The following is a 16,544-nucleotide window of genomic DNA, read 5'->3' as shown; positions in this document are numbered from 1 at the left end:
GCAACGTCGAGGAGCGCCCAGATGAGCTGGCTGGAAAAACTGCTGCCCCCGAAGATCCAGCAAACGGATCCCAACGAACGCCGCAGCGTGCCCGAAGGCCTCTGGGTCAAATGCCCCAGCTGCGAGACGGTGCTCTACAAGACCGACCTGGAGCAGAACCAGAACGTCTGCCCCACCTGCAGCCACCACCACCGCATCGGCGCCCGGGCCCGGCTGAACGGTTTCCTCGATGCCGAAGGCCGCTATGAGATCGGGCAGGAAGTGCTGCCGGTCGACGCGCTCAAGTTCAAGGACAGCCGCAAGTACCCCGAGCGCCTGAAGGAAGCGCTGGAGAACACGGGTGAGACGGACGCGCTGGTGGTCATGGGCGGCGCCGTCCATTCCATCAGCCTGGTGGCCGCGGCGTTCGAGTTCGACTTCATGGGTGGCAGCATGGGCAGCGTGGTCGGCGAGCGCTTCGTGCGTGGCGTCGAATCCGCCGTCGAACAGAAGGTGCCCTTCCTCTGCTTCACCGCCACCGGCGGCGCGCGCATGCAGGAAGGCCTGCTGTCGCTGATGCAGATGGCCAAGACCAATGCCGCGCTCACGCGGCTGGCCAAGAAAGGCCTGCCTTACATCAGCGTGCTGACCGACCCCACCATGGGCGGCGTGAGCGCCGGCTTCGCTTTCGTGGGCGACGTGGTCATCGCCGAGCCGAAGGCGCTGATCGGCTTCGCCGGGCCGCGTGTCATCGAATCGACCGTGCGCGTGACCCTGCCGCCGGGCTTCCAGCGCGCGGAGTTCCTGCAGTCCAAGGGCGCGGTGGATTTCATCTGCGACCGGCGCGAGCTGCGCAAGACCGTGGCGAGCGTGCTCGCCATGCTTCAGCGCCAGTCGGCCGACGCGATCAGCTAGGTATCTCACATAGAAAAGTCGCTATGCGACTTTTCTATGTGGCTTGATCAGTGCGAGAAGGACCGGCAAAGCCGGATCCTTCTCGCAAGGGGAACCGCGCTGCATGCTATTCCGCGCGGTTCTCGCCCGGCGGGCAGCTTGTGCTGCCCGCCTCGAAGATTGCGCGGAGCATCGCGCAGCGCAGTCTCCCATAGGGTCAGGAACCGGCTTTGCCGGGCCTGACCCTACCGATCAGGCCTCTGAAAAATTGCAGCAGCAATTTTTCAGAGATCAGAACAAGACAGCTTCGCGGGTTCCGCCCAGGACGATCAGGGCGATCTGCAGCACCACGAGCAGCGCCAGCGGCGACAGGTCGATCCCGCCGACCAGCGGGATCACCCGGCGGAATGGCCGCAGCAACGGGGCGAGCATGGCGTCGAGGACGTCCGCCGCGTCGGATTCGGCCCGCACCCAGGACAGGATCGCATAGATCACCAGCATCGCGATCAAGCCCCAGATCGCCATGTAGGCGACACCGAAGATGGCATCCACCGGAACCAGGCCATAGCCGCCCCGGCCGAACAGCAGCCACAGGATCGAGTAGTGCGCGAGCGAGATCAGGTACGCGCCCAGGATGCTGGCGATGTCGACACGCGCCTTCGGGAGCACCTTGCGCAGGGGCAGCACCAGCCAATCCGTGACCGCCATCACGAAGCGCCCCAGCGGGTTGCGAAATGGAATCCTTTGGTACTGCATGTAGAACCGCATCAGGCAGGCGCCGCCGAGCAGCGTGGCAGCAACCTGGAGCAGGAGCGAAAGGATTTGGGAGAGCATGAAGACGCGCTGAGCTGGGTCGTGGGATGATAGCGGCAGCGCAATGGAGCTTCCGTGCCGGCCGCCCTCACCCTGCAGTCCCTTCCCCTGTTCCCGCTCGATGCCGTGCTGTTTCCCGGTGGCCTGCTGTCACTGCGGGTCTTCGAAGTGCGCTACCTCGACATGATCGGCAAGTGCCGCAAGGCCGGCGCGCCCTTCGGCGTGGTGTCCCTCACGCAGGGCAGCGAAGTGCGCCAGCCCGGCAGCCAGGAAGCGTTCTCCAAGGTGGGCACGCTCGCCACCATCATCGACCTCGAAACACCGCGCCCCGGCCTGATGCTGGTCCGCGCGAGCGGTGCGCAACGCTTCCGCATCACGTCCAGCGACCAGCTGAAGCACGGCTTGTGGGTGGCGGACGTGGAACGCCTGGCGATCGACATGACGGTGGCCATTCCCGACGACCTGAAGGGCACCTCGGATGCGCTCAGCCGGCTGATCCAGTCGCTGCAGCAGCGCGCCGGCGATGCATCGCCCATGCCCCTGCAGGAGCCCTGGCAGCTGGACGACTGCGGCTGGGTGGCCAACCGGTGGTGTGAGCTGCTGCCGTTGCCGGTCGCGCTCAAGCAGCGGCTGATGGAACTCGACAACCCGCTGGTGCGGCTGGAACTCGTGAGCGACGTGCTCACGCGCACCGGCATCACGACCTGAGGTTCGACGCGGCGCGTCTGGGACCCCCAAGTTGGGGCCAGCCGGCGCCCATGCGGATGTCTCGATAATACGAACCCGTCAACGGACCGAGCATGCTTTCCCAATCCTCCCTCCTCATCACCGGCGGCACAGGCTCCTTCGGCCGTGCGTTCGTCCGAACGGTCCTGGGGCGCCATCCGGACATCCCGCGCCTGGTCGTCTATTCCCGGGACGAGCTCAAGCAGTTCGAGATGCAGCAGGAGTTTCCCGAGAAGCGCTATCCGGGCCTGCGCTACTTCATCGGCGACGTGCGCGACGAGGCACGGCTGCGGCGTGCGCTGGAAGGCATCGACACCGTCATTCACGCCGCGGCGTTGAAACAGGTGCCGGCCGCCGAATACAACCCGTTCGAGTTCATCAAGACCAACGTCCTGGGTGCCCAGAACATGGTCGAGGCCTGCCTGTCGGCGGGCGTGCGGAACGTCGTCGCCCTGTCCACCGACAAGGCGGCCGCGCCGGTCAACCTGTATGGCGCCACCAAGCTGTGCTCCGACAAGCTGTTCATCGCCGCCAACAACGTCAAGGGCAGCCGCGACATCCGCTTCTCGGTGGTGCGCTACGGCAACGTGATGGGCAGCCGGGGGTCGGTCATGCCGTTCTTCCTGCGGCAGCGCGCGAGCGGCGTGCTCCCCATCACCGACCCCCGCATGACGCGCTTCAGCATCAGCCTGGACCAGGGCGTGGAGATGGTCCTCTGGGCCATCGACAACGCCTGGGGTGGCGAGGTGTTCGTGCCCAAGATCCCTTCGTACCGGATCACCGACATGGCGCAGGCCGTCGGCCCGGATTGCAGGCAGGAAGTCGTCGGCATCCGGGCCGGCGAGAAGATCCACGAGGAGATGATCACCTCCAGCGACAGCTTCAACACCGTCGACCTGGGGCAGTACTACGCGATCCTGCCGGTTGGCGGCGCGTATTCACTGGAAGAATATTGCAGCAAGCGCGGCGCCACGGCGGTCGCGCCCGGCTTTGCCTACAACAGCGGCGCCAACCCGGATTTCCTGAGCGTGGAAACGTTGCGGACGCTGATCGACGCCTACGATCCTGCCGCCGGCTGAAGCCGGCGCAGCACGAGCTCCGCGACGCTTGCGGCGGCAGGTGTCGGGATCACCAGGACGGGCGCCGTCCGCCGCAGGCGCGCCGCCTCCAGCGCGGGAGGCAGGTCGGCCAGCGCATGGATGCCGGTCGCGATGCCCAGGCCAGCCCAGCTGAAGCCGGCATGGTGCGCGGCCGGGGACTCCTCCATCGAGAACACCGGTTTGCCCGCCACCTCCGCCTGCACACCGACGGTGGACACCTGGACCACCACGGCGTCGGCCGCCAGGAGCGCGTGTTCGACGGGCTCCTCGTCCGGCAGGCTGAGGTGCACGCGCGGGTGCGCTGGCCGTCCGGCCCAGGCCTCCTGGAACTGGTGCCAGTGGTTGGGGTGCTGCCGGATGACCAGCGCCAGGTCGGGGTCGGCGGCCACCCAATCGCGCAGCGTGTCCTCGATGGCCAGGGGAAACGCTGTGCCGGCAGGCCAATGCGGCCCCGCGGCCGGCTCGGCGTGACCCGCATACAGGACCACCCACTTGGCCGTCCAGCCGAGGCGGGCGCGCAGCGCCAGCGCCGCGGCCGCGTGTGCGGGGTCCGCCAAGCCGTCGAAGGCGGGGTTGCCTGTGACCACGACCGCCTGCTCGGGCACGCCAGCGCGCACCAGCGCCGCTTTGGCTGCGGGCGCGACGACAGCGGTGCAGTCGGCCAGCACCGGCCGCTGGGCATACGGGTCGTTCTCGATCGGGAACAGGTCGAACAGTGCCAGGTTGGGGATGCCTGCTTCCACCGCCGCCTGCAGCGCGGCCTGCTCCGCACGCGGCGAATTGGTGGCGAGCACGAAATCGGGCTGCAAGTCGGCGAGCAGCCGCCGCAAAGTGTGGAGGGGGAAGAACGCCCCGCGCCCAGCCTGCGCATACCTCTGCGTGGCTTCCTCAGCGCCGTGCTGGCGCTCCAGGTCCACCCAATTCAGTCCCAGGTAAGCCAGCGATTCCGCCGGGTCCACCGCCGGGTGGGTGTGCGACGCAAGCAGTCTTTGACCATGCCGCGTCGCGTCGGCGTCGGGCCAGCGGGCCAGCAGTTCCGCGAAGCCGAAGCTGAGGGGCGCGAACTCCGCCGCCGCGGCCCGCGCTGTGGTGAGCGCAAGCAGGTGGATCTGCAGATCCGGCATCCGCTCGCGCAGGGCCCGCAGCACAGGCAAGACCATCGCGATGTGGCCCCCGCCGTAACTCACCGCCAGCAGACGCGCAGGACGGTTCATTCCGGTGGGGTGCGCAGCAGCCGCAGGCTGTCCGCGCCGTGGTGGGCCAGCAGGTCGACCACGCTCAGGTACGGCTCGAAGGGCAGTGACCCCTGCGGGTAGACCGGATGGGCGTAGTCGTGGAAACGCAGGGCGATGCCCGAGCGTTCGAATGCGGATGCATCCAGGTAGTCCCGGCCAAAGGGGCCGGAAAGGTAGACCGTCGCTCCCACCGCCTCGCACAGCCGCAGGATCAGTTCGCTCTTGCTTCCGGGCACGCCCAGCTGCGAGCTGGTGACGATGCGGGTCCCGATGCCCAGGGCATCCAGCAGCCAGCCGCGTTGCACCGCGAGCAGGTCATTGAGGCGTGTCCAGGGAGTTCCGTAAGAAGTTTCCAGCAAGCCCGCCAGTGCGGCGAAATGCGGCGTCTTGCCGTAGGCCTGCTCCAAGGTCCGCCGGTGCCGCTGCTGCCAGCCTTGCGTGGTATCGATCTCAGCGGCGTTGATCGCCGGCTGGCGGCTGGCGCCCACGACCGGCACCGTGAGCCAGAGCGGGCCGCCCGGCCCGCGCACCTTGTTGCGATTGGTGAAGCGCGTGGTGGAACTGCGCTCCAGCGGCACGTGATCCAGGACGACGTGCAGGTCGCTGGCCGCCACGCGGTCGAAATAGCCGAGCCACGGCAGGTAGGCCGGCTGCGCAATCGACACGATCACCGCATCAGCCTTCGCGCCGCAGGTAGACGGTGAAGTCGCGCGGGTGATACCCCGTCACCAGCTCCGCTCGCGGGGTCAGCCCCCGGCAGAAGTCCAGCACCGTCTCCGGGTCGGCGTAATACTCGCCGGGCTCGCGGTCCGGTGCGTGGGTGCTCAATGCGTTGAAGGCCACGCCGCGCCGCGCAAGCTCCCACATCCTGCACACGCTTTGCCGCAGGACATCGTCGGCGCCGTCGCTGTAGGTATAGAAGACGCCGCTGGCGAACACATAGTCGAACTGCTCGCCGGCCAGCACCGCAGGATCCAGGATGCTGCCCGCAACCAGCCGCAAGTCCGGCCGCCGCCGCGCCGCGCCTTCCAGCAGCGCGGGCACCAGGTCGAGGCCGGTGTAGCCGGCGGCCATCCCGCGCTCGTCCAACCAATCCGCGAAATGGGCCAGGCCGCAGCCGACATCCAGCACGCTGGCGTTCGCCAGGTCCCCCACGCCGGCCAGCACCTCGAAGCGCAGCCGCTGGCCCGCGGCGCTGCCCCAGTCGAGGGCGCGAAACGAGTCCCCGTGCGCGGACATCAGGGCTTCGTAGTGAGCCACGGTGCGCGCCTCCTCGCCTGCGACCCGCCGCCAGGTGAGGATCAACGCGTCCGGCCGGTCTTGATCCGGACAACGCTGGAAGCCGGCGCGAAGGAAAGCCGACAGTGCCGCGCGATTCCCGGGCACGACTTCGGCGATGACAGCCGACCACGGACGGCTTTGGGCACAGGCCTGGCAGGCCAGTTCGATCGCTCGCACGCCCCACCCATGACCGGTGGCGTCCTGGGCCAGGTAGATCGTCAGCAGCCAGTCCTGCGCCTGCGGTTCGGCCCGCGCGTGGCCGATGGGCCTGCCGGCCACTTCCACCACCCAGGCCAGGACGTCGTGCCGCTGCAGCAGCGCGGTGAACCAGCGGCGATGCTCGTCCGGCTGCACCTCCCGCCGGCTCAACGAGCGGGCGACGATGAAAGGGTCGTTGCGCCAGGTGAGCAGGCGTTCGGCGTCCGCGGCCGCCAGCGGGCGCAGTGCCAGCCTGTCCGCCGCGGCCACTGTGCCGGTCCCGTGGCTCCCGTCGTTCACGCCGGCTTCTCCGCCACCACCCGCCATTCGGCATGCAAGCTGCCGTCCAGCGCTTCCTGGAGTTCCAGGTGCTGCAGCGAACGCACCACCCAACCCTCGCGCAGGAGCCCGTCGACCTCATCGCGGCCGTAGAAGCACAGCTGGCCGACGCCCACCAGGCTTCCCTTGTCGATCCCCACGCGCAGGCCATCCGCGGCGGCGCGGCCGGACGACGCGCTCGTGTGGCGGTCACTGTAGGGATTGAAGAAGAAGCGGCCGCCAGGCTTCAGCACGCGGCCGATTTCGCGGACGGCTCGCGCGGCGTCCGAATAGCCCGTGCACACCAGCGCCCCACGGTCGATGACCAGGTCGAAACTCGCATCCGCCAGGCCGTCCAGGCGGGTGAAGTCGCCGACGCGGAGATCACCGCTGAGGCCTTCGTCGGCGAAGCGGCGCCGCGCCTGCGCGATCGCCGCGGCCGATCCATCGATGCCGGTGACGCAGAAGCCTTCCCGCGCCGCGAACCACAAGTTGCTGGCGGACCCGCACCCCACTTCGAGGATGCGCACGGACGCGCGGGGCACGCCCCTGGGCGCATGCCGGAAGACAAAACTGACCACCGCGTCCCAGGGGTAGCGCACCGTGTGACCGCCGCCATAGATGGTGTCCCAGACCGGATCGAAGCTGGGTTCAGCCATGGCCGAAGTGCTCCCAGGTCAGCGTCGTGCCGGCCGGCAAATCCTGCCGCAGCACCTGGCCGATCAACGCCGCGCGCGCCTCGGGCGCAATGCCGGTGCCGGGCCGGCGGAACGCGATGTGGGCCTCGCCCAGCCGGGTTCCCGCTGGGAGGGCCTGCGCGGTGGTGCACGACAGGCGGAATTGCTCTCGCCCTTCGGCCTCGGCCGCGGTCGGCCCGGGCATCGAGTCGCCCAGTGCCGCTTCGGCGGTGCGGATGCCATGCACCAGTGCCGCGAAGCCATCGGGGTCGCAGGAGAACCAATGGTCCGGGCCCGGGAGCGTCCGATCCAGGGTGAAGTGCTTCTCGACGAAGCAGGCGCCGAGCGCAACGGCCGCCGTTGCCGCCGCCACGCCCTCGGAGTGGTCGCTGAAGCCGACGGGACAGCCGAACGCCGAGCGCAGTGTCGCCATGCGGCGCAGATTGACCTGGTCCGGCGGTGTCGGGTAGCTCGACGTGCAATGCAGCAGCACGAGTTCGCGTCCGCCCTCCGCACGGAACAGGCGGACCGCCGCATCCACTTCCGCCAGCGTCGCCATGCCGGTGGAAAGCACGGTGGTCAGGCCGCTGCGCGCCATGGCACGCACCACGTCGATGTGGGTCAGCAAGTCGGAGCCATTCTTGATCAGCGGCGCCCCCAGGTCCACCAGTTCGCGGATGCCTTCGGCCCCGGTCGGGGTGCTGAAGAACAGCACGCCACGCGCATCGCAACGGGCCTTGAGCTGGGCGAGCATGCCCGGGCGCAGCTCGCAGCGCTTGAACATGGCGAATTGCGACTCGCGCACTTCGCGCCCACCGCTGCGGTAGCTGTACTGCAGGGTCTCGTCGCTGAGGAAGTCCTCGGTGCGGTAGTTCTGGAACTTGACCGCGTCGGCGCCCGCCGCTGCCGCCGCATCGATGCTGCGCAGCGCCAGGTCCAGGTCGCCGTTGTGGTTGATGCCGACCTCGGCCGCGATCAGGCAGGGCTGGCCCCGTCCGATGCGCCGGGGTCCCGCGCGTACTTCATCCATCCTTCGTCCCTTGTTCCAGCTGTGCCGCAACCCGCGGCGCCCCCTGCCCGGAGCACATGCCCGCGGCCGCCTGCGCCATGGCTGCCAGGCTGGCGGGCGTCAAGGCCCGCAGCGCCGCCGCAATGTCTTCTGGCCGCGGCGGCCCCGCCGGCTCCAGCACCACCGCCGCGCCGCGAGCCCGCAGCTCCGGCACCACCGCCCCCTGATTCTCCGCCAGCACGGCCACCAGGCTGGGCAGGCCCAGGCAACATTTCTCCCAGGTGACGCCGCCCCCGGCCGTGATGGCGACATCGGCATCGGCCATCAGACGGGCCATGTGTTCGGTCTGGACGTGCAGGACGGCACTCGGGAAGGATTTCAATTGAGCCGCAACCGCGTCGGCGCCCGGTACGCCGCTGCCCAGAACCACATCCACATGGGTCCAGGGGATCCCGCTGGCCAGCGCGCCCGTCAGGGCAACTTGCACGTCCGCGGCCACGTCGCCTCCACCCAGGAACACCAGCAGGCGTTGCAGCACCGGGCGCTGCCGGCGCTCCAGGCTGGTGGCGCGCAGGGCGGGGAATTCAGGCCGCACCAGCGCCCACTCCGGCCCCACCAGCAAACGGGTGCCCGGTGGCACGCGCGCTGCATAGCGCTCCGCACCGCCCGGGTTCTGGTCCAGCAGCAGGTCGCAGCTGTGCAGGCGGTCCGCCAGGTCGTCGAGCGCGAGGACCCGCGCGCCCGCATTCCGCAAGACCTGCTCCCAGCGCGCCCCGAGTCCATAGTGGTCGACCACCACCCAGTCGAGTGCGCCGGCCAGCTGCACACAGGCCTGCGCGTCCGCCAGAGCCTGCGCGTCGCCGATCGGTTCGAGCCCGGTGGTGACATGCGGGTCCAGTGGCAGCGCGGCGGTTTCGAATCCGCCGGCGCGCAGCAGTTCCAGCAAGTGGCCATCCAGCGGCCGGCAGGCGAAAGTGACCCCATGGCCGCGCCGTTGCAGTTCAGCGGCCAGCGTGCGGCAACGCATGACGTGGCCGCTGCCCAGGGCCAGCGACGCGTCGGCGCGCACGAGCACCTTCACCGCACCAGCCGTCCCAGCATGAAGGCTTCGGCGGCCTCGCAGCCGACGGCCGCGCCGCGCCAGCGCGCCAGGGCCTCCACCGCGCGGGCCGACCGCGGGTGCGGCCAGGGCCGCAACTCCTCGGCATACGCCTGCAAGGCGGCGAGCTTGCGGTCGAGCGTGGCGCCGACGTCCTCGTGCCATTGCGGAACGAAGGCCAACGCGGGCGACGGCGTCTGCCATTCGGTGCTGGAGGGCACCTCGAAAAACAGCAGCGTCCGCACGGTGTGGCCGGGCTGGGGCCGGCAGGCGGTCATTGCCGCCTGGTGAACGCGCTGGTGGTCGATGTTGAGGTCGCCGTGGTGGTGGGTCAGCACGGTGGTGGGACTGAAGCGCGCCACCAGTGCTTCCACCGCCTGGGCCATTTCCAGCAGGGGAACAGCATCGCAGCGGTTGTCCGGGAAGTCGCCGAACCAGGGCGGCGGCAGGCCGAGGGCGGTGCTGGCCGCGCGGGCAGCGGCGCGCCGGCGTTGCGCGGCAGGTCCGGCATCCGCCGCCCCGCGCGCCGCGACACCGTCCGCGAGGAAGGCGACCTGGATCTCGGCACCCTGCGATCGCCACTTGGCCAGTGTGGCGCCGCAACCCAGCACCTCGTCGTCCGGATGGGCGGCCACGACCAGAACCCGGGCCCCGTTCATGTCCGCCGCTCCTGCCATATGCGGTACAGCAATTCAGCCATCTCCCAGTCCTCCGGTGTGTCGATGTCCTGGACCCGCCAACGCGGCAAAGGCACGATCGCGGAGCGGGCGCCGAACAGTGGCCGCCGCTCCAGCCAGGCCGCGCGCTCGCCCCAGTAGAACTGGGCCGCGTCGTGCCACGCGTCGGGCAGGTCTTGCGAGCGTGTGTCGTAGTGCTGCGGCATCAGCATGGCGCAGCCCTGCCCCGGCTGCCAGGTGAACGCGCGAAACACCGGGTGCGGGTAGCGCGCCGCGGAGAACGCGTAGTCCCACCCCTGCGCCAGCAGTTCGCGGCCGGCCCGCAAGTCGTCGGGCCGCAGCAGGGGCGCGGTCGCATAGACGCAGCAGGCCTGTGGCGGCGATTCGCCCCGTTCAGCCAGCGCGCCCAGCACCTGCGCCATGACTTCGTCGGTGCCGGCATGATCGTCCGCGAGGCCGGCGGGCCGCAGGAAAGGAACTTCCGCCCCATGCGACCGCGCGACCTCCGCGATCTCGGCATCTTCCGTCGAGACGATCACCCGCTCGAACAGGCCGCTTTCCAGGCATGCCGCAATGCTGTGCGCCACCATCGGCCGGCCGGCGAAGTGGCGGATGTTCTTGCGCGGGATGCGCTTGCTGCCGCCGCGCGCCGGGATGATGGCGAGCGTCACTGCAGCACCTCGCGCAGACGCGCGATCACCGTGTCCTGGTCTTCCACCGTCAGGCCGGCATGGAGCGGCAGCGTGATGCAGCGGGCGTAGTAGCGCTCCGCGGCCGGCAAGCTCTGCGCGCGCCGTTCACGGAAGAAGGGCTGCGTGTGGACCGGGATGTAGTGCACGTTGACGCCGATGCCGCCGGCCCGCAGCGCCTCGAAGGCGTGGCGGCGGCTCACCCGGGTCCGCTCCTCATCGAGCTGCACCACGTACAGATGCAGGGCGGACCGGGCCGGCGACCCGCGCCACGGCAGCAGCAGCGGCAGGCCGGCAAGCTCCTGGTCATAGCGATCCGCGAGCGCGTGCCGGGCATCGACCCAGGCGGGAACACGGGGCAGCTGGGAGCGGCCCAGCGCGCCCTGCAGTTCCGTCATGCGGTAGTTGTAGCCCAGCGCCAGCTGCTGGTAGTACCAGGGGCCGTCCGGAGCACCGCGCATTTCTTCCGGCTCGCGCGACATCCCATGCGAACGGAGCAGCGCGAGCTTGCGCGCCAGGGCCCCGTCGCGCGTCAGCGCCGCACCGCCTTCCGCGGTGGTCATGATCTTCACCGGGTGAAAGCTGAACACCGTGATGTCCGAATGATGGCCGCTGCCGACCGGCGAGCCGTCGCCGTAGCGGGCGCCCACCGCATGCGAGGCGTCTTCCACGACGGCGACGCCATGCCGCCGCGCCAGCCCTGCGATCTCGGCCATGTCGCACGGCAGGCCGGCGAAATGCACGGGGATCAGCACCTTGGGCAAGCGGCCGGCCGCACTGGCGGCCTCCAGTTTCGCCGCCAATTCCGGCACCGACACGTTGAGCGTCCGTGGATCGATGTCCAGGAACTCCACGTCAGCGCCGCAATAGAGGGCGCAGTTGGCGCTGGCCAGGAAGGTGTTGGTGCAGGTCCAGACCGTATCGCCCGGCCCCACCCCAAGTGCCAGGCAAGCGATGTGCAAGGCGCTGGTGGCGCTGTTGACGGCCACGGCATGCGGCGTCTCGCAGAACGCGGCCAGCGCCTGCTCGAAGGCCGGCACCTGGGGGCCTTGCGTCAGGAAATCGGAACGCAGAACCGCGACCACCGCTTCCACATCGGCGTCGGAGATGATCTGGCGGCCATAGGGGATCATGGCGGCCATTGTCGCCCCTGGCGTGGCGGCGTCACAGTCCCGCCTCGCCGGCCCACAACGCCAGCGCCGCCAATGCACGCAGCTCTCGGGTGTGGTTGGCCTGGCCGCCGTGGTGCTGTTCGACCAGGCGGGTCACCTCACCGGCATCCAGCGTGCCGCGGAGGTATTCGCTTTCCGCCAGCAGCTTGCGCAGCCAGGCCACGCCGTCACCCTTGAACCATTCGCCCACGGGCACCGTGAACATCTGCTTCTTGCGCAGCGCGAGTTCCTCGCCGATCAGCGGGGTGACGGCGCGCTTGAACCAGTGCTTCTTGTCGCCTGCCTGCAGCTTGGTGGCGCCGCGCGACCGGAAGGCGAACTCCATCATCCGGTAGTCCAGGAAGGGCGTCCGTGCCTCGATCGAGACCGCCATGCCCATGCGGTCCGGCTTGACCAGGTTGTTGCCGGAGAGCAGCAACTGCATGTCGAGGTACAGCGCCTGGTTGATGCGGTCGAAGTGGGCGGCCTCCTCGAACCAGGGCCGGGCCGCCGTGGCGAAACTGTCCATCTGCGCCACCTGCGCGCGTTGCGCGGGCTGCAGCAGCCGCAGCTGCGCATCGCGCGGAAAGAGCGAGATGGAATCGAAGTAGCCGCGCCGGAACGACTCGTCGGGCAGCGCCTCCCAGCCCGGCCGCCCGAAGTAGTCGGCGTACTTGTCGTAGCCGGCGAAGAGCTCGTCGCCGCCGTCGCCGGTGAGCACGACTTTCACGTGTTTCGCGGCGAGCTCGCTCACGCGCAGCGTCGGCATGAAGGATGCGTCGCCATGGGGCTGGTCGAGGTGGTGGATGACTTCCGCCCACCGGTCCAGCATGTGGGGCTCCGCGAACTCCGTCGTGTGGTCGCAGCCGAAGCGGCGTGCCGCGGCTTCGGCGTGCTGCGATTCGTCGAAGCGGGGGTCGCGGAAGCCGATGCAGAACGTCTTCACCGGCCGGTCGACGTGGCGCGCCATCAGGGCCACGATGGTGCTGGAGTCGACGCCGCCGGAGAGGAAGGCGCCCCAGGGTACGTCGGCGCGCAGGCGGATGCGCGTCGCATCGTCGAGGATCGCCAGGAATTCGTCCGCCCAGGCGCCGAAATCGTGGTCCCGCTCCCGCTGGTCCGCCAGGCTCCACCAGCGGCGGGTCTCGGTGCCCGTGCGGGTGAACTTCATCCAGGTCCCGGGCATCACGTGGCGCATGCCGCGCCAGATGGTCCACGGCGCCGGCACGTAGTTGAAGGTGAGGTAGTGGTGCAGCGCTTCCAGGTCGGCCAGGCGCTGCACGCCCGCCGCGAGCAGGGCCTTGGGCTCCGAGCCGAACAGCATGCGCCCGCCGGTGTCATGGAAGAACAGCGGCTTGACGCCGATGCGGTCGCGCGCGAGATAGAGCGCATCGATGCGCGCGTCATCGATGGCGATCGCGAACATGCCATTCAGGCGTGCCAGGCAGGTGATGCCCTCGCGCTCGTAGAGCCGCAAGATCACTTCGGTATCGGAGCCCGTCCGCAGGTGGACGCCCTGGGCCCGCAGTTCGGCTGCGAGTTCGATGTAGTTGAAGATCTCGCCGTTCTGCACCACGGCGACCTGGCCGTCGTCGGAGACGAAGGGCTGGTGCCCGCCCGCCAGGTCGATGATGGAAAGGCGGCGGTTGCCGAGTCCCACCCCGCGCCGCTGGTCCAGGTGCACACCATGGTCGTCCGGGCCGCGATGGCGCAGGCGCTCGCCCATCGCGGCGAACAGATCCGGGGCGAGCGGCTGCCGCCGGCGATCCCAGAAGCCGAAGATGCCGCACATGCTAGTTGCCGCCCTTGCCGCTCAGCCGGGCGACCGTGAGGAAGAGGATGCGCATGTCCATCCGCACCCCGTGTTCACGCGCGTACTGCAGGTCGAGGGCGAGCCGTTGCTCGGGCGTCGCCTCCGAGCGCATCAGGGCCTGGGCGAGCCCGGTGATGCCGGGGCGTACCGAGCAGCGCAGCGCCCAATCTTCCGGTGCGTACAGCGCGCGCTGGGCAGGGACGTCCGGGCGCGGCCCGACGAGGCTCATGTCGCCGCGCAGCACGTTCACCAGCTGCGGCAGTTCGTCCAGGCTGGTGCGCCGGATGAACCGGCCGATGCGTGTCACGCGCGGGTCATCCTGGGCGGTGTGCCAGTTGCCCAGGCGATCGGCGCCGCGCACCATGCTGCGGAACTTGTAGAGGCCGAACTCGCGTCCGTTGCGGCCGACCCGCACCTGGCGAAACAGGACCGGCCGGCCGCTTTCGAACGCCACCGCCGCAGCCACCGCCGCCAGCAGGGGCGACAACACCACGAGCGCCAGCAGCGACAACGCCAGGTCCATGGCGCGTTTCATCCCGCGGCGGCGAGGTCCGTCACGATCTCGCGGACGCGTGCGACCAGACGCTCGGCATCCTTGTGCGCCTCGGCCGGTGTCCGCCGGTGCAGGCGCGCCTCTTCCGCCCGCAGGTCCGCCACCGCCTCTTCGAAGCCGGCCTCCGAGACGCCACGCACGAACTTGCGCGAGATGATGACCGCGCCGGAGCGCAGCCGCACATGCTCGCCCAGCACTTCGCGCCCGGGCAGCAGGCCATCGCACATGCGCGCGATCCCCCCGAAGCCGAAGCGCAGCCCGCGCCGGTGGACGGCCTGGGCGACGCGCTCGACCCGGCCGTCCGCGAGGGGTTCGAACATGAAGCGCTGGCCCAGGGAAAGATGCAGGTCGTTGAGGCCGACGAACACTTCCTGCAACCCCGGCGTGCCCAGCCAGTCCTCCATGGAGTCCAGCGCGCCCGCGGTTTCCAGCAAGGCCACGATGGGGACCCGGCCGGCCATCAGCGACGAGAACTCGCGCATCTGCGATGCACTCGTGAACATGGGCAGCATGACGCAGTCCGGGCGGTGCGCGAGCACGGCGTCGAGCTCGTCGCCGCTCGCGGCGTGCAAGGGGTTCACGCGGACCATGAGCCGCGAGTGGCGCAACACGGCCTTGATGACCGGGATGTCGTCCACCGTGTGTTCGCTGATGAAGCTGTTCATGCCGGCCTGGCGTTCGGCCTTGCCCGTGCGTTCGAGGTCGACGAGCAGGCGGAAGCCACCCAAGGCGTCGCAACGCTGGGCCACCGCTGGATCGTTGGTGATCCTGATCAGTTCAATCATGGCCAAGCCGACGATTATCGCCGCAGGGCCATGCGCACATCCGGACTCGCGGCCCAGGCGGCGAGCAGCACGGCGGCGGCCGCCGCAGCACCGGCGGCAAGCTGAGCCGGTACGCCGCTGAGCCATGCGGCGCTCACGGCGAGGTGCACCAGCAGCAGCACCCCACCTGCGGAAGCGAGCGCGCGCCAGGGCAGCCATGTGAAGACCGCCCGGCCGGCGGCGGCCAGCACGGCCAGGCTGATCCCCGCGGACAGGGCATTGAGCCAGAGCATCAGGCCCGCGCCATCGTGCGCCCCGCCCAGCAGCAGCAAACCCAGCGCCACCGCATGGGCCAACGCCGCGGCGCGCATGCGCGATTGGGCGGCGAGCACCGCGAGGCCGACCGCTGTCAGTGCCTGGGGGAGCAGGCCCCAGGAGCCAATGCGTGCCCAGGCCGCCATGTGCGCCAGGGCGGCCTCATCCATCCGGCCCCAGCCGAAGAGGAGCTGCGCCAAGGCCGGCGCCGCCACGGCAATGCCCGCCGCGCTGGCGCAGGCGAGCGTCCAGGCCAGCGCCAGGGCGCGCCGGACCACGGCAGCTGCGTCAGGGGCCGGTGGCACCGTGGACCAGGCTTGGGCGATCGGGCCCAACGCGAGAGTCGCCACCAGTTGCACGGCCAGCAGCAGCGGCAGTTCCACCAGCTTCCAGGCGTAGTTGAACGTCGCCAGGGCCCCGGCGCCTTCATGCGAAGCGAGCGAACGGGCCACGAAAGGCAGTGCGAGCGGCAAGCCGGCGCTGGCGATCGCCCAGGCCCAGAGCGGGAAGGACGGCAATGGCACTGAGGGGATCGGTGGTGACACCGCCGCGGCACGAAAGCGGCGCAATCGCAGGAGTTGCCAGGCGGCGCGCGCGCCCATCGCCGCGAGCAGGGCGATGCCCAGGCCGAGGATCGCCATCGTGGCATTTCCGCCAGCCGTGGCCGCCAGGCCCGCCAGCGCTGCGACGATGACGAGATTGAAGGCGATGTTGCCGCCGTAGAGGCCGGCGAAGTCCTTCTCGTGCTGCAGTCGGGTTGCCCACAGCGCGGCAAGCAGCGCCGGCGGGATCGCCAGCGCATTCCAGAATAGCGCCTGGCGGCCTTCCGCCTGCAAGTCCGCTGGCAAGCCAGGCACCAGTGCACGCAACACGGCGCCTTGCAGCAAGACGGCGGCCACCGCCAGCGCGAGGCCCGCCGCGAGCAGACGCAGGGCCACCCTGCGCTGCGCGGCGGCCACTTGCGCCGGCGCGTGCCGCGCCCAGGCCGGCAGCAGCACATAAGCCAGTGCGCCACTCGCGAGCACCCCCGCCACCCAGTCGGGCAGTGACAGCATCAGCACCGCCAGGTCCCCGGCGGCGGTCGCGCCAAAGGCGCCGGCGAGCCCGGATTCGCGCAGCAACCCCAGCACGCGGCTCGCCAGCAGGAAGATCAGGGACACCATGCCGGCGCGCAGGAACATGGCGGCGATTATCCGGTCGGGGGCACGCGCCGACCGCAAAACCTAGAATGGCGGGTTTCGCCCTTGCCCAGG

General features: G+C 69.8%; 17 protein-coding genes. 3 read left to right on the top strand and 14 right to left on the bottom strand.

Features of this window, described 5'->3' with window-relative positions:
• Nucleotides 1-21: 21 nt before the first annotated feature.
• Complete coding sequence (accD, locus tag FN976_RS21455) at nt 22-894, top strand: acetyl-CoA carboxylase, carboxyltransferase subunit beta (protein ID WP_145895113.1); 873 nt, start codon at nt 22-24, stop codon at nt 892-894.
• Nucleotides 895-1,164: 270 nt separating this feature from the next.
• Here the strand turns inward: accD and FN976_RS21450 are convergent, their stop codons facing one another.
• The gene (locus tag FN976_RS21450) at nt 1,165-1,707 is read right to left on the bottom strand and encodes a YggT family protein (RefSeq protein WP_145895112.1); all 543 of its coding nucleotides are present in this window, start codon (nt 1,705-1,707) and stop codon (nt 1,165-1,167) included.
• Between the two features lie 54 nt (nt 1,708-1,761).
• Between FN976_RS21450 and FN976_RS21445 the strand changes: the two genes are divergently transcribed.
• Complete coding sequence (locus FN976_RS21445) at nt 1,762-2,394, top strand: LON peptidase substrate-binding domain-containing protein (protein ID WP_145895111.1); 633 nt, start codon at nt 1,762-1,764, stop codon at nt 2,392-2,394.
• Nucleotides 2,395-2,486: 92 nt separating this feature from the next.
• Nucleotides 2,487-3,491 carry a UDP-N-acetylglucosamine 4,6-dehydratase (inverting) gene (gene pseB / locus FN976_RS21440; protein ID WP_145895110.1) on the top strand — a complete coding sequence of 335 codons (1,005 nt, stop codon included), beginning with the start codon at nt 2,487-2,489 and terminating at the stop codon, nt 3,489-3,491.
• On the opposite strand, the gene FN976_RS21435 is transcribed toward pseB, so the two are convergent.
• Genes FN976_RS21435 through FN976_RS21375 form a run of 13 tightly spaced genes read right to left on the bottom strand, consistent with a single transcriptional unit; the run spans nt 3,470 to nt 16,472 of the window.
• Nucleotides 3,470-4,726, bottom strand: coding sequence for a UDP-glycosyltransferase (locus FN976_RS21435; RefSeq protein WP_145895109.1), 1,257 nt, complete (start codon nt 4,724-4,726; stop codon nt 3,470-3,472). The two genes, pseB and FN976_RS21435, sit on opposite strands and share 22 nt — an antisense overlap.
• Nucleotides 4,723-5,418, bottom strand: coding sequence for a WbqC family protein (locus FN976_RS21430; RefSeq protein WP_145895108.1), 696 nt, complete (start codon nt 5,416-5,418; stop codon nt 4,723-4,725). The genes FN976_RS21435 and FN976_RS21430 overlap by 4 nt, the downstream gene beginning before the upstream one ends.
• Before the next feature lie 4 nt (nt 5,419-5,422).
• Nucleotides 5,423-6,526: a bifunctional GNAT family N-acetyltransferase/class I SAM-dependent methyltransferase gene (locus tag FN976_RS21425; protein ID WP_186511068.1), complete on the bottom strand. Its 1,104-nt coding sequence runs from the start codon at nt 6,524-6,526 to the stop codon at nt 5,423-5,425.
• Nucleotides 6,523-7,203 carry a class I SAM-dependent methyltransferase gene (locus FN976_RS21420; protein WP_145895106.1) on the bottom strand — a complete coding sequence of 227 codons (681 nt, stop codon included), beginning with the start codon at nt 7,201-7,203 and terminating at the stop codon, nt 6,523-6,525. The genes FN976_RS21425 and FN976_RS21420 overlap by 4 nt, the downstream gene beginning before the upstream one ends.
• Complete coding sequence (locus tag FN976_RS21415) at nt 7,196-8,251, bottom strand: N-acetylneuraminate synthase family protein (protein ID WP_145895105.1); 1,056 nt, start codon at nt 8,249-8,251, stop codon at nt 7,196-7,198. The genes FN976_RS21420 and FN976_RS21415 overlap by 8 nt, the downstream gene beginning before the upstream one ends.
• Nucleotides 8,244-9,311: a UDP-2,4-diacetamido-2,4,6-trideoxy-beta-L-altropyranose hydrolase gene (pseG, locus tag FN976_RS21410; protein ID WP_186511066.1), complete on the bottom strand. Its 1,068-nt coding sequence runs from the start codon at nt 9,309-9,311 to the stop codon at nt 8,244-8,246. The genes FN976_RS21415 and pseG overlap by 8 nt, the downstream gene beginning before the upstream one ends.
• Nucleotides 9,308-9,988 (bottom strand): PIG-L deacetylase family protein, encoded by a 681-nt coding sequence (locus FN976_RS21405; protein ID WP_145895103.1) that lies wholly within the window; start codon nt 9,986-9,988, stop codon nt 9,308-9,310. Before FN976_RS21405 ends, pseG begins: the two co-directional genes overlap by 4 nt.
• Nucleotides 9,985-10,677 (bottom strand): pseudaminic acid cytidylyltransferase, encoded by a 693-nt coding sequence (gene pseF / locus FN976_RS21400; RefSeq protein WP_145895102.1) that lies wholly within the window; start codon nt 10,675-10,677, stop codon nt 9,985-9,987. The genes FN976_RS21405 and pseF overlap by 4 nt, the downstream gene beginning before the upstream one ends.
• Entirely contained in the window at nt 10,674-11,837 is a 1,164-nt protein-coding gene (pseC, locus tag FN976_RS21395; protein ID WP_349291396.1) for a UDP-4-amino-4,6-dideoxy-N-acetyl-beta-L-altrosamine transaminase, read from the bottom strand. The genes pseF and pseC overlap by 4 nt, the downstream gene beginning before the upstream one ends.
• Before the next feature lie 22 nt (nt 11,838-11,859).
• Nucleotides 11,860-13,638, bottom strand: a complete 1,779-nt coding sequence (asnB, locus tag FN976_RS21390; protein WP_145895101.1) for an asparagine synthase (glutamine-hydrolyzing) — start codon at nt 13,636-13,638, stop codon at nt 11,860-11,862.
• Between the two features lies 1 nt (nt 13,639).
• Entirely contained in the window at nt 13,640-14,182 is a 543-nt protein-coding gene (locus FN976_RS21385) for a sugar transferase (protein ID WP_255440661.1), read from the bottom strand.
• A gap of 8 nt (nt 14,183-14,190) precedes the next feature.
• Complete coding sequence (locus FN976_RS21380) at nt 14,191-14,997, bottom strand: aldolase/citrate lyase family protein (RefSeq protein WP_145895099.1); 807 nt, start codon at nt 14,995-14,997, stop codon at nt 14,191-14,193.
• 14 nt (nt 14,998-15,011) lie between these two features.
• Nucleotides 15,012-16,472 carry a lipid II flippase MurJ gene (locus tag FN976_RS21375; protein ID WP_145895098.1) on the bottom strand — a complete coding sequence of 487 codons (1,461 nt, stop codon included), beginning with the start codon at nt 16,470-16,472 and terminating at the stop codon, nt 15,012-15,014.
• Nucleotides 16,473-16,544: the final 72 nt, after the last annotated feature.

Source organism: Caenimonas sedimenti (assembly GCF_007833165.1).
Lineage (GTDB): Bacteria > Pseudomonadota > Gammaproteobacteria > Burkholderiales > Burkholderiaceae_C > Ramlibacter > Ramlibacter sedimenti.
This window is presented reverse-complemented; position numbering and strand designations above follow the sequence as displayed.

Bases quoted from the DNA above. Each gene is read 5' to 3' on its own strand.
- accD (WP_145895113.1), top strand. From the start codon at position 22: ATGAGCTGGCTGGAAAAACTGCTGCCCCCGAAGATCCAGCAAACGGAT.
- FN976_RS21450 (WP_145895112.1), bottom strand. From the start codon at position 1,707: ATGCTCTCCCAAATCCTTTCGCTCCTGCTCCAGGTTGCTGCCACGCTG.
- FN976_RS21405 (WP_145895103.1), bottom strand. From the start codon at position 9,988: ATGAACGGGGCCCGGGTTCTGGTCGTGGCCGCCCATCCGGACGACGAG.
- FN976_RS21385 (WP_255440661.1), bottom strand. From the start codon at position 14,182: ATGGACCTGGCGTTGTCGCTGCTGGCGCTCGTGGTGTTGTCGCCCCTG.
- FN976_RS21375 (WP_145895098.1), bottom strand. From the start codon at position 16,472: ATGTTCCTGCGCGCCGGCATGGTGTCCCTGATCTTCCTGCTGGCGAGC.
- FN976_RS21435 (WP_145895109.1), bottom strand. From the start codon at position 4,726: ATGAACCGTCCTGCGCGTCTGCTGGCGGTGAGTTACGGCGGGGGCCAC.
- FN976_RS21415 (WP_145895105.1), bottom strand. From the start codon at position 8,251: ATGGATGAAGTACGCGCGGGACCCCGGCGCATCGGACGGGGCCAGCCC.
- FN976_RS21420 (WP_145895106.1), bottom strand. From the start codon at position 7,203: ATGGCTGAACCCAGCTTCGATCCGGTCTGGGACACCATCTATGGCGGC.
- pseC (WP_349291396.1), bottom strand. From the start codon at position 11,837: ATGGCCGCCATGATCCCCTATGGCCGCCAGATCATCTCCGACGCCGAT.
- FN976_RS21380 (WP_145895099.1), bottom strand. From the start codon at position 14,997: ATGATTGAACTGATCAGGATCACCAACGATCCAGCGGTGGCCCAGCGT.
- pseB (WP_145895110.1), top strand. From the start codon at position 2,487: ATGCTTTCCCAATCCTCCCTCCTCATCACCGGCGGCACAGGCTCCTTC.
- asnB (WP_145895101.1), bottom strand. From the start codon at position 13,638: ATGTGCGGCATCTTCGGCTTCTGGGATCGCCGGCGGCAGCCGCTCGCC.